Consider the following 13,745-nt stretch of genomic DNA (forward strand, 5'->3'; position numbering starts at 1 on the left):
GCCCCTGATATCTTGTGAGAGGCGCGTGATCGCATAGGAGCAGGCGGAAAGCAACCCATGCCGCTTAGTTTCCGAGTTGCACGCGTGTCCCTTCTGCCATCTTGCCGATCCACTTGCGAAACATCTCCATGGCGGGCGTAACAGAGCGGGATTTGAGCCGCGTCAGCCAGTAGCTGCCCTTCGAAATCCAGACCGGAAAGGGCTGTTCCAGCTCGCCGGCAGCTAGCTGGCGGGAGAACATCAAGGGCGGTGCGAGCGCTACGCCCGCGCCCTGCAGTGCCGCCTCGATCATGAGCACGGAGGAATCGAAGACCATGCCGCGGATCGGTGGGGAGGTGACGTTAGCCTTCTCGAACCAGCCCGGCCATTCGTCGGCGCGGTAGGAGCGCAGCAGCGTCTGATGGGCGACGTCTTCGGGGGAGGAGAGCTGGCGGGCGATCGAGGGAATGCAGAGCACCGAGAGTGGCGCTTCGAACAGGGCTTCGGCCTCTATGTCGTGCCAGGCGCCGTTGCCGAACTTGATCGTATAGTCGAGCCCTTCGGCGGCAATGTCGACGCGGTTGTTGTTGGTCGAAAGCCTGAGATCGATGAAGGGATATTGCTCGCGGAAATCGGCAAGCCGCGGCAGGAGCCAGCCGACGGCGAGCGTGCCGACCGCGCCGAGCTTCAGCACTTCACGCATATGACCGCCTTCGAAACGCTCCAGCATGTCGGCCATGCGGTCGAAGGAATCCTGCAGGGCAGGAAGCAGCGCAAGCCCTTCCTCCGTGATCATCAGCCCGCGCGGCAGGCGGCGAAACAGGCTGACGCCGAGCCGTTGCTCCAGGAGTTTCACCTGATGACTGACGGCCGCCTGCGTAACGCAGAGTTCGATCGCCGCCCGGGTGAAGGAAAGATGGCGCGCCGCTGCCTCGAAGGCGCGCAGCGAGTTCAGCGGCAAATATGGTCGAACCATGGCAATGGCCTAATCTGATTTATACCTGACCGGAAATATCGTCGTTTGATTGGGCCTCGCAAGCCAGCCTAGAAAGCCCAGGTCGAACCATATGGAGAGAGAAAGTGGCTTTCGAAAGACTTGTTCTTCTGGCATTTTCCATAAGTATTGCAGTGATTTCCATGAAACCGGCGCCGGCATATGCCGCCGATCCCATCCGCTGCACCGTCATCATCGATGAGAAGACCGGCGAGACGATTTACCGTCAGGGCAATTGTGATCAGGGCTTCTATCCGCAGTCGACCTTCAAATTGCCTTTGGCCATGATGGGCTATGATTCCGGCATTCTGGTCGATGAGCACAATCCGCTCTGGACATATGATCCGAAGCTCAAGCGACCGCAGCGCGAGCAGAAGGATACCGACCCGACCATCTGGGAGCGGGATTCCATCGTCTGGTACTCACAGGCGCTGACCCGCAAGCTCGGCAAACGTGCCCTTGCCGATTATGTCAGGCGCTTCGGCTACGGCAATGAGGATGTCTCGGGCGGTCCTGGCAATACGGATGGGCTGACCGAGTCCTGGCTGATGTCATCGCTCAGGATCTCCGCCGAGGACCAGGTGCAGTTCCTCCGCCGGTTTCGAACCGGCCGCCTGCCGATATCGCAGCGCGCGCGGCAGATGACGGAGGCGATCGTCCCGCATTTTGAAGCGGCTGACGGTTGGGATATCCAGGGCAAGACCGGCGCCGGATGGTTGCGCAACGCGGCCGGCAAGACCAATTATGAACGGCCGCTCGGCTGGTTCGTCGGCTGGGCGACAAAGGGCGACAGACGGCTGATTTTCGCGAGGCTCTACATCGCCAATCATCGCTACGCCGACAATCCGATCAGCTTCGAGACGCGCGATACGCTGGTTGCGGATTTCCCCGGATTGGTCGAAGACCGCTGAAAGGAAGAGGGCGCCGGAAGGCGCCCTTTCTGTCTCTCTATTCGGCGGCCATCGCCTGTGGTTCCTCTGCGACGTGCTCCTCCGTCTTCCCGCGGCTGAGCAAGCGGTTGAGGAAATTCCCGAAGCGATCCATCTCGACGAAGATGACCGGGGTGATGAACAGCGTCAGCATCTGCGAAACGATGAGACCGCCGACGACGGCGATGCCGAGCGGCTGGCGCAATTCCGAGCTCGCACCGGTGCCGAGCGCGATCGGCAGGGCGCCGAGCAGGGCGCAGAAGGTCGTCATCATGATCGGGCGGAAGCGTCGCACGCAGGCCTCGTGGATCGCCGCCGTCGCCTTCTCGCCCGTCGTGCGCATGGTTTCGACAGCCACGTCGATCATCATGATCGCGTTCTTCTTGACGATGCCGATCAGCATCAGCAGGCCGATCAGGGCAATGATCGAAAGATCGAAGCCCATGATCTTCAGCGCTAGCAGCGCGCCGAAGGCCGCCGCCGGCAGGCCCGACAGGATGGTCAGCGGGTGGATGAAGCTTTCATAGAGCACGCCGAGCACGACATAGATGGTCAGCACCGCTGCCAGGATCAGATAGGGCGTATTGCCCTGCGATTGCTGGAAGATCTCTGCCGTGCCGCCATAGGACGTGAAGACATCGGCCGGCATGTTGAGATCCTTCTTGATCTGGTCGATCCGGGCCGTCGCGTCGCTGAGCGATACGCCCTCCGGCAGGTTGAAGGAAACGGTGGTCGAGACGAGCTGGCCGGTCTGGTTGATGGTGACAGGCCCGAGCGTGCGCTCGACATGCGCGAAATTCGACAGCGGCACCAGGCTGCCATTGGAGGAGGCCACGCGGATTTCAGAGAGCTTCTGATCGTCCCATGGTTTGCTCGTGTCATATTCGACGATGACGTCGTAGCTGTCGCCGGTCGACTGGATTTCCGCAGCCGCAAAGCCGCTGAAGGATTCCTGCAGCGTCGTGCGCAGCGTGTCATTGTCGATCCCGTAGGCGGCTGCGCGCTCGGTGTCGATGACGATATTGGCCTGCAGGGCATTGTTCTGCGCATCCGAGGTCACGTCCGTGAACAGGCGGTCGCCGCGCATGGCCTGCTGGATCTTGCCGGCCCACAGATTGGTCTGGTCGGCGTTAAGCGCCTGGATGACCAGCTGATATTGGCTGGCGGTCTGGCGCCCGCCGAAGCGCAGGCTCTGGTTGGGCGTCACGAAGGCCTGCAGGCCGGGGATCTTGTTGATCGCCGTTCGCAGTTCGCGCAGCGTCTGCTCAAGCGGTTCACGCTGATCCTTGTCCTTCAGTTCGACGAACATCGAGCCGTTGTTCTGGGGCTTGTTGGGGTTGCCGCCGACGGTCGACATGACGTGATTGACCGCCGGGTTCGCCTTGACGACGGCCGCGGCCTGTTGCTGCAGGGCCTCCATCGCCGAATAGGAAATATCCTGCCGGGCCTGCGTGCTGATCGTCAGGCGCCCGATATCTTCCTGCGGGAAGAAGCTCGTCGGCAGCGTCATGAAGAAATAGACGGTCAGCGCGACGGAAGCGAGGAAGACTCCAAGGATGAAGGGGCGGTGGCGAAGGCACCAGCCGACCGCATTGTCGTAACCGCGCAGCGTCCGCTCGAAACCGGCATCGAAGATGCGGATGAGCAGTGGCGGACGGCTGTGGTTGTTGGAAAGGCGCGAACCGAGCATCGGCGTGACCGTCAGCGAGACGATCGCCGAAGCGATGATGGCGATCGCAACAACCATGCCGAATTCGTTGAACACGCGGCCCACAACACCGCCCATCAACAGGATCGGGATGAAGACCGCAATCAGCGACACCGACATGGAGATGATGGTGTAGCTGACTTCGCCGGCACCCTTGATCGCCGCCTCGCGCACCGGCATGCCTTCCTCGACATGGCGCAGGATGTTTTCGAGCATGACGATCGCGTCGTCGACGACGAGACCCACCGCGAGCGTCAGCCCGAGCAAGGAGATGTTGTCGATACTGTAGCCGAGCACATACATCATGCCGAAGGTCGAGATCAGCGACAGCGGAACGGCAAGGCCCGGAATGATCGTTGCCGTCGCATGGCCCGTGAAGAGATAGATGACGAGAACGACGAGGCCGATCGTCAGAAGCAGCGTGAACTTCACGTCGGCAATGGCATCGCGGATCGGCTTTGCGGCATCGTTCATGATGACCGTGTTGACCGAGGGCGGGATTTCGGCGTGAAGCTGCGGCAGCTTGGCGTTGATCGCATCGACGACGTCGACGGTGTTGGCATCCGGCTGGCGCTGGATGGCCAGGATAATGCCGCGCTGGCCGTCATACCAGCTGCCTGTATACTGGTTCTCGACGCTGTCCTGGACATCGGCGATATCGCCGAGATGGATCGGCGCGCCGTTCGGATTGGCGATGACGAGCGAGCGGAACTGCTCGGCATTGGTACGCTGCGTATTGGCCGTGATGGTCATGGCCTGCGAATTGTTCTGCAGCGTGCCCACGGGCTGTTGGCTGTTGGCCGCCGCAAGCGCCTTGTTGACGGTGTCGATGCCGATCCCACGGGTGAGCAGCTTGTTGGGGTCGACCTCGACGCGCACGGCATAGGTCTGCGCACCGAAGACACTGACCTGGGCGACGCCCGGAAGCGTCGACAGCGACGGCGAGATGATGTCTTCGGCGATCTCGTCGAGCTTGCTGCGCGGCATGGTATTGCTTTGCACCGAAAGCAGCATGATCGGCGCATCGGCCGGGTTGGTCTTGCGGTAACTCGGCGGCGTCGTCATGTTGTCGGGCAGCTGCCGCGTCGCATGCGAAATGGCCGCCTGCACGTCGGCGGCGGCCGCATCGATATCGCGGTTCAGGTCGAATTGCAGCACGATACTGGTGCTGCCGAGCGAACTCGACGCGCTGATCTCGCTGATGCCGGGGATCGTCTCGAACTGCTTGATCAGAGGGGTCGCGACCGAAGTCGCCATCGTCTGCGGCGAGGCGCCGCTCAGCTGCGCCGAGACGTTGATGGTCGGAAAGTCGACCTGCGGCAGAGCCGCGACCGGCACGCGCTGGTAGCCCGCAAGACCCGCCAGAATGACGCCGATCGCAAGCAGGGTCGTTGCGACCGGCCGCTGAATACAGAAATTCGGGATCATTGCTCAGCCCCCACCGCGATCGTTTCGGCCTGCTGCTGTTGCCGAGRCGCGTCGGCGGAAGCGACGTTCAGGGTCTTGTCGTCGAATTGCTCGCTGACCGCCTGCTGGTCGTTGAGCTGGCCCTGGCCTTCGACGACCACGTGGTCGCCCTCCGAAAGGCCGGATGCGATGGCCGTGAAGCCGCCATTGGCACGGGCGACGGTAACGGGCGTCAGATGCGATTTGCCGTCCTTGGCCACGAAGGCAAAGAAGCCGTCGGGGCCGGGGCTGACGGCAACCGTCGGCACGACCACCTGCTGCTCGTCATTGTTGAAATGCACGATGATATTGATCGACTGGCCGGGCCACAGCGCACCCGAAGCGTTTTCGAACTTCGCCTTGGCAAGGATCGTGCCCGATGCCGTGTCTACCGTGTTGTCGTAGAAGCTGATCTCACCCTTGCGCACCCTTCCCTTGGTGGAATTGGGCGCCGTGCTGACTTCGACCGGACCGACGGCCAGCGCTTTCTTCAGTTCACGCAGGTAACGTTCCTGCAGGTGGAACTTCACATAGATCGGATCGTATTTGGCGATGGTGACGATGGCCGCACCGGCATTGACGAAGGCACCCTTGCTGGGAGCGATATCGCCGAGCCTGCCATCGAAAGGCGCGCGAATATCGGTATGCTCGAGGATAACCTGGTCCGAAGCGAGCGTGGCCTTGTCGGCTTCGACGGTTGCGGCGGCGGTATCGCGGGCGGCTCTCGCCTGGTCGAGGCTCTGTTGCGTGCCGGCCTTCTGGTTGAAGAGGTCCTGCGCCCTTGTCAGCGCCGTCTCGGATTCTGCGAGCGTTGCTGCATCACGCACGATCATCGCATTGTCCTTGTCGACGGCAGCCTTGGCCGTCCGATCGTCCAGTTTGGCGATCAGGTCGCCCTCCTTGACCGTGGCGCCGTCATTGGCCTCGATGCTGACGATGAGGCCCTGTTCCTGGGCGGCAATCGTCGTATTGTCGTCGGCATCTGCCCAGCCGGTTGCCGTGACGTCGGTGGGCAAAGCGGCCTTCACGGCTGCTACGGTCTTGACCATTGTGGGACCGTTTGCGCCGCGCCGGCGCCCGCCACCCTGTTGTTGACCACCCTGCTGTCCGCCGCCGCTCTGGGCCTGGTCGGCCTGGGCCTGCTGATGATTGCCGTTCTGGCTCCCGTCGGGCTTCTTGATGAACTGTGACAGATAAGGAATATCAGAAGCGTAGGGGATCTTGTTCCCGAACTGCCAGAAGCCAACAGCGGCCACGGCTACAATGCTGACGGTGATCCAAAATTTCTTCATAAGCGAAACCGGTTTTGTTGGGCAGATTGCGTGATTTTCTACGGTGATTGAGCCGCCTATATTGCGGCGCAAAAAAGACATAATCACCCCGGCAATGATCACTAAGCAGTTATAACGGCTTAAATTTTCGTAATGAACATTCCGTAATATTCAAACTATACTAATATATAGTCGTTTAGGCAGCGTTCTCCGCCTTGGCGAGCTGCCAGCGCAGGCTGTACCGGCAAAACACTATTTGGTCCGCATTGCAGGTTTTTGCGCGGGATGGAACCTGGGAAATGCGGAGGCAGACTGTCATGGCCGAGTTGAACGCCGGTGATTTTCGTGCGCTTATCACCAACATCTTTCCGGAGTTGACAGGCTCCGTTTTCAAGCTCGCGACGAAGGGCTGGGATTCGACGGCCATCGATGTCGATGACCGTCTGATCTTCAAGTTTCCGCGCAATCCGGCCGCCGAGAGGGCGCTGATCAGGGAAGCCGCTCTTCTCGGCATCATCAGGCCGTCGCTGTCGATGACGGTTCCCAATATGCGCATTCATGACGGCCCTCCGATTTTCTCCAGCCATGCCAAGATCCAGGGCGAACACCTCATCACCGACGATTACGAGCTTCTGCCGGATGCGGCCCGCCAGCGCCTCGGCGACGATCTCGCCCGCTTCTATGCCGAACTGCATGATCTCGATGACGACCGCATGCGCGCGCTCGGCGCCGGCCCGATCCTGCCCTGGCAATCGCCTGATAAGGTGCGGGAAGTGGCGTTGCCGTTGCTGTCGTCCGAACTGGCAAGCTATGCAGAGAAAGTCATCTGGGATTTCCAGGCTTTGCCGCCGGATCCTTGCGGGGTCACTTACGGCTTCTTCGATGGCCATGGCTGGAATATGGCCTTCGACCATGCCGAGGGCAGGTTGAACGGCCTCTATGATTTCGCCGATTCAGGGTTAGGCCCGCTGCATCAGGAATTCATCTATTCGAACTTCATCTCGCCCGATCTGACATCACGCATCGTCTCTGGCTACGAGACGCTGACGGGTCGCCGGCTGGACCGCCGGCGCATTGCCATTCTCACCGGTTTCCACCGCCTGTCCGAGCTGGCGGAACTTGCAGACGATCCCACCTATGTCGGCACGAAAATCGACAGCGTAGCGGCATGGGCCGCTGCGGACCGTGCCGGATGAGGGGCAGGGGTCAGAGGGAGCGCCCAGCACCTCCGTCACAGCGGATCAGGGAACCGGTGATGTAGCTCGCCGGCTGGCTGCACAGGAAGGCCGCCGTTGCGGCAAATTCTTCGACCTTGCCGTACCGCCCGACCGGGATACGCGCCTCCTTCTCCACGCGAATCTGCTCGACGCTCTTGCCGGTCCGTTTGGCCGCAGCTCCGTCGAGATCGTCGAGCCGTGCTGTGAGAATACTGCCGGGCAGAAGCATGTTCGTGGTGATGCCATGGCCGGCGACTTCCGATGCCAGCGTCTTGCTCCAGCCGGCAAGGGCCGGGCGCAGCGTGTTCGACAGGGCGAGGTTGGCGATCGGCTCGATCACTCCCGACGAGGCAACCGTCAGGATGCGGCCCCAGCCCTGCGCCTTCATGCCGGGCAGCAGCGCATTGGTGAGCGTGATGACGCGCGCGACCATGGAGAGGAAATAGGTTTCGAGCTTCTCCGGCGTCATGTCCTCGGTCGTGCCGGGCGTCGGGCCGCCGGTATTGTTGACGAGGATATCGAGCCCGCCGAATTTCTCCTGCACGGCACCCGTAGCGGTCTGGACGAAATTGTCATCCGCAAGGTCGGCCCAGATCCAGTCGGCCTTGCCATTGCGCTGCCCGTTGATCGCCTTGCAATTGGCTTCCAGCTGCTCGCCGCTGCGCCCGCAGAGAAGAACATTTGCCCCTTCCTGCGCCAGCGCCTTGGCGATGCCGAGCCCGAGACCGCGTGAGGAGGCGAGTACGAGTGCGCGTTTGCCCTTGATGCCGAGATCCATGATTTCCTCCATTTCCGGTGGCCCATCTATAGGGCGCAAGTCCCGTGAAAGAAAAGGACGAAGAGCGCTTTACGGGTACTCCAATAATTGACGTTAACGTAAGCGTTATATAATCTTCTGTGCGGATGAACGTCATTGTGCGAATTGGAGGATTGGCTGTCGCTTCCCGGCTCGACAATGTTTTCCGGTTTTGACAAGAGAATACCCCATAATGGGGATGAACGGTCGCGAGACGGCCGAGTGGAGACGGATGGATGACCGAAATGACCGAGCTGCCGGAACGCGAAAGCATGGAATTCGACGTGGTGATCGTCGGCGCCGGTCCGGCCGGCCTTTCGGCCGCCATTCGCTTGAAGCAGATCGATCCGGAACTCTCGGTGGTCGTGCTGGAGAAGGGCGCTGAAATCGGCGCCCATATCCTCTCCGGCGCCGTCGTCGACCCTGTCGGCATCGACCGCCTGTTGCCCGGCTGGCGCAGCGAAAGCGACCATCCTTTCAAGACCGAAGTCAAGGACGACCACTTCCTGCTGCTCGGCCCCGCAGGCTCCATCCGCCTGCCGAACATCATGATGCCGCCGCTGATGAGCAATCACGGCAATTACATCGTATCGCTTGGGCTTGTCTGTCGGTGGCTGGCGACGAAGGCGGAAGAACTCGGCGTCGAGATCTATCCGGGCTTCGCCGCCACCGAGGTGCTCTACAATGACGAGGGCGCCGTCATCGGCGTCGCGACCGGCGACATGGGCATCGAGAAGAATGGCGAGCCCGGCCCGAGCTACGCGCGCGGCATGGCGCTCATGGGCAAATATGTGCTGATCGGCGAAGGTGTGCGCGGTTCGCTCGCCAAGCAGCTGATCGCCAAGTTCGACCTGCAGAAGGATCGCGAGCCCCAGAAATTCGGCATCGGCATCAAGGAACTCTGGGAGGTCAAGCCGGAGAACCATCGCCGCGGCCTTGTCCAGCATTCCTTCGGCTGGCCCCTCGGCATGTCGACCGGTGGCGGCTCCTTCCTCTATCACCTCGAAGACAATCTCGTCGCCGTCGGCTTCGTCATCCATCTCAACTACAAGAACCCCTGGCTCTACCCCTTCGAGGAATTCCAGCGCTTCAAGACGCATCCGGCGATCCGCGGCACGTTCGAGGGCGGCAAGCGCCTCTCCTATGGCGCGCGCGCCATCACCGAAGGCGGATACCAGTCGGTGCCGAAGCTCTCCTTCCCGGGCGGTGCTCTGATCGGCTGTTCGGCAGGCTTCGTCAACGTGCCGCGCATCAAGGGCAGCCACAATGCAGTGCTCTCGGGCATGATGGCCGCCGACCGCATCGCCGCGGCGATTGCCGCCGGGCGAGCCAATGACGAAGTGGTCGAGATCGAAAACGACTGGCGCAAGAGCGATATCGGCAAGGACCTGAAGCGCGTGCGCAACGTCAAGCCGCTCTGGTCGAAGTTCGGCACGGCCCTCGGCGTCGCACTCGGTGGTCTCGACATGTGGACCAACCAGCTCTTCGGCTTCTCCTTCTTCGGCACGCTCGGTCACGGCAAAACCGATGCAGCCTCGCTGGAACCGGCCTCACAACACAAGAAGATCGACTATCCGAAGCCCGACGGTGTGCTCACCTTCGACCGCCTCTCCTCCGTCTTCCTGTCGAACACCAACCACGAGGAAGACCAGCCGGTCCATCTTCAGGTCAAGGACATGGCGCTGCAGAAATCGTCCGAATTCGGCATCTACGGCGGCCCGTCGACACGCTACTGTCCGGCCGGCGTCTACGAATGGGTGGAGAAGGACGGCGAAGAGACTTTCGTCATCAACGCCCAGAACTGCGTGCACTGCAAGACCTGCGATATCAAGGATCCCAACCAGAACATCAACTGGGTGCCGCCGCAGGGGGGCGAGGGGCCTGTCTATCCAAACATGTGATGCCGGTCGGTTGTTCGGCGCCGTAAATGCGGCGCCGAAGTGCTCCTGGAACAAGCGTGCCGCTGATCAATATCGCGGGTGAATAGTATTGACCCCTCAGCCGAGTAACGCGCGCCCTATACCTGATAACACATTCGTTATCACTTTGCGCCGGGCCTATTTAGCATTTCATTAACCATAATCTCCTTAGCTTGCGACATCTTCTTGACGCACTAAGGACATGTTCATGACGATCTCGCGCCGGGGCTTCCTGATCGCTCTTCCCCTCTTTGTCGCCGGTTGCTCCTCGACCACTCTGAACAGCCAGACGAATTATGCCGCACTTCCCGATGAGAAATTTCCGCTGAGGCAGGTGCCGATCGATCAGATCAAACCGGAGCTTCGCCGCACCGAAGTCGCCTATGAGGGCAGCTATGCGCCGGGAACCGTCGTCGTCGATACACCGGCGCGGCGCGCCTATTATATCCTCGGTGACGGCAGGGCGATGCGTTATGGCGTCGGTGTCGGTCGCGAGGGTCTGGCCCTTGCCGGCAACGCCTATGTCGGCCGCAAGGCGGAATGGCCGAGCTGGACGCCGACGGAGAACATGCAGCGCCGTGAGGAGCGATACCGCAAGCTCGCCGGCGGCATGCCGGGCGGCCCGAACAATCCGCTCGGTGCGCGCGCCATGTATCTCTATCGCGGCGGTGGCGACACGCATTTCCGCATCCACGGCACCAACCAGCCGCAATCGATCGGTCTTGCCATGTCGAGCGGCTGCATCCGCATGATGAACCACGACGTCATCGATCTTTACAATCGCGTCGAAGTCGGCGCCAGGGTCGTCGTCATCCAGGCCATGGCCTGAGGCTTGGCCCGAACTTAGATATGCAGAAAGCCGCCGCAGCGGATCGCTGTCGGCGGCCTTTGTTTTGGGCGAATATTCAGCGGCGCTTGGCGGCAATGCCGGTCGAGAGCGCCACGCCGATGCCGGTGATGACGGCGGCGCTGATTTCGGCAAGGCCTATCTGTTCGCCGAGCAGGAAGCCGCCGCCGAGCGTGGCCAGCACCGGCGTCAGTGCCGTGAAGGCGGCAGCCTGCGTTCCGCCGAGGGTGCGCACCGCCGTGCCATAGGCGACCATGGCGACAAGACCGGAAAGAATGCCCTGGCTCAGCACCTGCAGGCCGATTTCCGGAAGGGCTGCCTGCGGCAGCGAGATGCCGAACACCAGCGCGAGGACGGCCATGATCAGGAAGGACCAGATGGCAATCAGCGCGCTCGCCTGGATGGCTGAAAGACCCGAGCGGCGGAAGGCATGCGTATAGCTTGCCCAGAGAACGGCGCCAGCCGGGAGCAGCACGAAACTCGTCCAGGGCAGGGAGGCATCGGCAAGGCTGCGCACGAGCAGGATCAGCACACCGGCGACGATCGCCGTCAGCCCGGCAATACGCGTCGCATCCGGTCGTTCGCGAAACAGCAGAATCCCGATCAGCGCCGTGGCGAGCGGCATGGAACCGCCGAGCAGGATGCCCGACGAGGCCGCCGGTGTGGAGTGAATGGCAAGCGTTGTCACCAGAAAGAAGATCGCACCGCAGCCGGCGACCATGATCGCCAGCAGATGCAGCGGCAGGCCTTTTGGCATGAGCCCAGTGCGCAGCCAGATCGGTGAGAGAACGAGGGCCGGGATGCCGAAGCGGATGAGACCGATATCGATCGAACCGAGCGGCGTTGCGGCGCTGTGGCGCGTCGCCAGAAACCATGTCGACCAGATCAGCACCGTCACGGTGCCGGCGGCATAACCCAGCCCTTGCGAAGGCGACTTCTCGTTTGAAAATGCGATCGTGCTCATCGTCCCGTCCTTTCCTCGGTCCGGATCTCATCCGGTTGAAAGAACATTAGCGCCAAGGGCCGAGGCATGTCCTTGCTATCTCTGGCTCAGAGAACGTGATATGCGCAATGATCTGCCAATTTATACTGATGGATTTCGCAATTATGCCAAATCTCGACAAATTCGATATTGCCATCCTGAAATGCCTGCAGGAGGATGCGCGCGCCACCAATGTCGAGATCGCCGAGAAGGTGAATCTTTCGCCGTCACCCTGTCTGCGCCGCATCCGCAATCTCGAAAAGCTCGGCGTCATCCGCCGCTATACCGCCGATATCGACCGCAAGGAGGTTGGCCTTGGTCTCACCGTCTTCGTTGAATTCAAGGTTGCCCATCACAGCCGGGAAAATTCCGAGGCGCAGCAGGCGGCCTTGCTCGCCATTCCCGAGATCGTCTCCTGCTTCCTGATTTCAGGGACGGCCGATTTCCTGGCGGAGGTCGTCGTCGAAGACCTTTCGGCCTATGAACGGTTGCTGACGGAGACGCTGCTGACCCTGCCGAACGTCACCGATATCAGGTCGAATTTCGCCATCCGCAGCATCAAGACACATGGACCGCTGAAGCTGCCGGAGCGCAACTGACGCACCATCTCCATTAATATGACTGCAATTGTAAACTTTACTTGAAAAAAGCGCTTCACTTCTGTAGCCGGTGTCTCGGCCGGCGAGAGGGCCGGCCCATCATTTCAGCATGAAGGATTTTGCCGTGAGCGTTTTTGATATTCCGCTGTCGCGCCGCCAGTTCGGCCTGTTGCTCTCGGCTGGCGTGGCAGCTGCCGTACCGGGCATTGTCCTTGCTGACAACGACAAGCGAACCATCAAGCACGAGCTCGGCACCACCGAAATTTCCGGCAAGCCGCAGCGTGTCGTCGCCCTTGAATTCTCCTTCGTACAGGCGCTGAATGCAGTCGACGTCGTGCCGGTTGGCATTACCGACGACAACCAGCCGAAACGTATCGAACAGCTTCTCGGCAAGAAGATCGACTACAGCTCGGTCGGCACGCGGCTGGAGCCCAATCTCGAACTCGTCGCTGCGCTGACGCCCGATCTCATCATTGCCGATGAACTCCGCCATTCGGCGATTTACGAGCAATTGAGTGCCATTGCGCCGACCATCGTGCTGAACAGCTGGGAAGGCAACTACGAGACCATCAAATCTTCGGTCGTCACCATCGCCGATGCCTTGGGCGAAAAGGCGAAGGGTGAACAAGCGCTCGCCGCCCATGAAGCCGTCATCGCCGGACTGGTCGCAAAGATCCCGGCTGGCGAAAAGCGCCGCTTCCTGCTCGCCGTCGCCAATCCGGATTCGATGAGCCTGCATAGCTCCTCCTCCTTCACCGGTTCCGTCTTCAAGGCCATGGGCCTGACGCCGGCGATCGATTCCAGCGACGCCGTGGAAAGCGGGGCAGGGATCGAGCGCCTGGTCGCCGTCAATCCGGACGTATTCCTGGTTGCGACCGATACCGGCGCCACCGTGTTCGACCAGTGGAAAAGCAATGCCGCCTTCAACAATATTGCGGCGGTGAAGACCGGCATGGTCTTTCAGGTCGACCGCAACCAGTTTTCCCGTTTCCGCGGATTGACGACGGCAGAGATGATCGCCCGCGAAATCCTCGCCAAGGTCTATCAGGCGGGATAAG

11 protein-coding genes are annotated in these 13,745 nt (G+C 61.1%); 6 read left to right on the forward strand and 5 right to left on the reverse strand.

The features are described 5' to 3' along the window. Nucleotides 1-64 precede the first annotated feature (64 nt). Nucleotides 65-955, reverse strand: a complete 891-nt coding sequence (locus AC1DF8_RS15515) for a LysR substrate-binding domain-containing protein (protein ID WP_113114974.1) — start codon at nucleotides 953-955, stop codon at nucleotides 65-67. A gap of 104 nt (nucleotides 956-1,059) precedes the next feature. Here AC1DF8_RS15515 and blaOXA point away from each other — a divergent pair, with 104 nt between their 5' ends. Further along, nucleotides 1,060-1,884: a class D beta-lactamase gene (gene blaOXA / locus AC1DF8_RS15520; RefSeq protein ID WP_478154104.1), complete on the forward strand. Its 825-nt coding sequence runs from the start codon at nucleotides 1,060-1,062 to the stop codon at nucleotides 1,882-1,884. A 37-nt stretch (nucleotides 1,885-1,921) separates the two neighbouring features. Here the strand turns inward: blaOXA and AC1DF8_RS15525 are convergent, their stop codons facing one another. Both AC1DF8_RS15525 and AC1DF8_RS15530 read right to left on the reverse strand, forming a co-directional pair. Next, complete coding sequence (locus AC1DF8_RS15525) at nucleotides 1,922-5,038, reverse strand: efflux RND transporter permease subunit (protein ID WP_112967907.1); 3,117 nt, start codon at nucleotides 5,036-5,038, stop codon at nucleotides 1,922-1,924. Then, nucleotides 5,035-6,348 carry an efflux RND transporter periplasmic adaptor subunit gene (locus AC1DF8_RS15530; RefSeq protein WP_478154105.1) on the reverse strand — a complete coding sequence of 438 codons (1,314 nt, stop codon included), beginning with the start codon at nucleotides 6,346-6,348 and terminating at the stop codon, nucleotides 5,035-5,037. Before AC1DF8_RS15530 ends, AC1DF8_RS15525 begins: the two co-directional genes overlap by 4 nt. A 296-nt stretch (nucleotides 6,349-6,644) precedes the next feature. Between AC1DF8_RS15530 and AC1DF8_RS15535 the strand changes: the two genes are divergently transcribed. Further along, nucleotides 6,645-7,523 carry a phosphotransferase family protein gene (locus AC1DF8_RS15535; RefSeq protein ID WP_478154106.1) on the forward strand — a complete coding sequence of 293 codons (879 nt, stop codon included), beginning with the start codon at nucleotides 6,645-6,647 and terminating at the stop codon, nucleotides 7,521-7,523. Nucleotides 7,524-7,533: 10 nt separating this feature from the next. On the opposite strand, the gene AC1DF8_RS15540 is transcribed toward AC1DF8_RS15535, so the two are convergent. Beyond that, nucleotides 7,534-8,322: an SDR family oxidoreductase gene (locus tag AC1DF8_RS15540; RefSeq protein WP_478154107.1), complete on the reverse strand. Its 789-nt coding sequence runs from the start codon at nucleotides 8,320-8,322 to the stop codon at nucleotides 7,534-7,536. A gap of 254 nt (nucleotides 8,323-8,576) precedes the next feature. Here AC1DF8_RS15540 and AC1DF8_RS15545 point away from each other — a divergent pair, with 254 nt between their 5' ends. Both AC1DF8_RS15545 and AC1DF8_RS15550 read left to right on the forward strand, forming a co-directional pair. Then, nucleotides 8,577-10,241 carry an electron transfer flavoprotein-ubiquinone oxidoreductase gene (locus AC1DF8_RS15545; RefSeq protein WP_478154108.1) on the forward strand — a complete coding sequence of 555 codons (1,665 nt, stop codon included), beginning with the start codon at nucleotides 8,577-8,579 and terminating at the stop codon, nucleotides 10,239-10,241. 226 nt (nucleotides 10,242-10,467) lie between these two features. Continuing rightward, nucleotides 10,468-11,088 (forward strand): L,D-transpeptidase, encoded by a 621-nt coding sequence (locus AC1DF8_RS15550; protein ID WP_478154109.1) that lies wholly within the window; start codon nucleotides 10,468-10,470, stop codon nucleotides 11,086-11,088. A 76-nt stretch (nucleotides 11,089-11,164) separates the two neighbouring features. Here the strand turns inward: AC1DF8_RS15550 and AC1DF8_RS15555 are convergent, their stop codons facing one another. Next, nucleotides 11,165-12,070 (reverse strand): DMT family transporter, encoded by a 906-nt coding sequence (locus AC1DF8_RS15555; protein ID WP_478154110.1) that lies wholly within the window; start codon nucleotides 12,068-12,070, stop codon nucleotides 11,165-11,167. 143 nt (nucleotides 12,071-12,213) lie between these two features. Between AC1DF8_RS15555 and AC1DF8_RS15560 the strand changes: the two genes are divergently transcribed. Together AC1DF8_RS15560 and AC1DF8_RS15565 are read left to right on the forward strand one after the other, a co-directional pair. Beyond that, complete coding sequence (locus tag AC1DF8_RS15560) at nucleotides 12,214-12,687, forward strand: Lrp/AsnC family transcriptional regulator (RefSeq protein WP_113014089.1); 474 nt, start codon at nucleotides 12,214-12,216, stop codon at nucleotides 12,685-12,687. A gap of 124 nt (nucleotides 12,688-12,811) precedes the next feature. Beyond that, nucleotides 12,812-13,744 carry an ABC transporter substrate-binding protein gene (locus tag AC1DF8_RS15565; RefSeq protein ID WP_478154111.1) on the forward strand — a complete coding sequence of 311 codons (933 nt, stop codon included), beginning with the start codon at nucleotides 12,812-12,814 and terminating at the stop codon, nucleotides 13,742-13,744. The last annotated feature ends 1 nt before the right edge of the window (nucleotide 13,745 follow it).

Source organism: Rhizobium sp. 05N49 (assembly GCF_056396805.1).

What these genes read in the sequence shown, in the direction of transcription:
- AC1DF8_RS15515 (WP_113114974.1), bottom strand. Translation starts at nt 955, where the DNA reads ATGGTTCGACCATATTTGCCGCTGAACTCGCTGCGCGCCTTCGAGGCA.
- AC1DF8_RS15525 (WP_112967907.1), bottom strand. Translation starts at nt 5,038, where the DNA reads ATGATCCCGAATTTCTGTATTCAGCGGCCGGTCGCAACGACCCTGCTT.
- AC1DF8_RS15535 (WP_478154106.1), top strand. Translation starts at nt 6,645, where the DNA reads ATGGCCGAGTTGAACGCCGGTGATTTTCGTGCGCTTATCACCAACATC.
- AC1DF8_RS15540 (WP_478154107.1), bottom strand. Translation starts at nt 8,322, where the DNA reads ATGGATCTCGGCATCAAGGGCAAACGCGCACTCGTACTCGCCTCCTCA.
- AC1DF8_RS15545 (WP_478154108.1), top strand. Translation starts at nt 8,577, where the DNA reads ATGACCGAAATGACCGAGCTGCCGGAACGCGAAAGCATGGAATTCGAC.
- AC1DF8_RS15550 (WP_478154109.1), top strand. Translation starts at nt 10,468, where the DNA reads ATGACGATCTCGCGCCGGGGCTTCCTGATCGCTCTTCCCCTCTTTGTC.
- AC1DF8_RS15555 (WP_478154110.1), bottom strand. Translation starts at nt 12,070, where the DNA reads ATGAGCACGATCGCATTTTCAAACGAGAAGTCGCCTTCGCAAGGGCTG.
- AC1DF8_RS15560 (WP_113014089.1), top strand. Translation starts at nt 12,214, where the DNA reads ATGCCAAATCTCGACAAATTCGATATTGCCATCCTGAAATGCCTGCAG.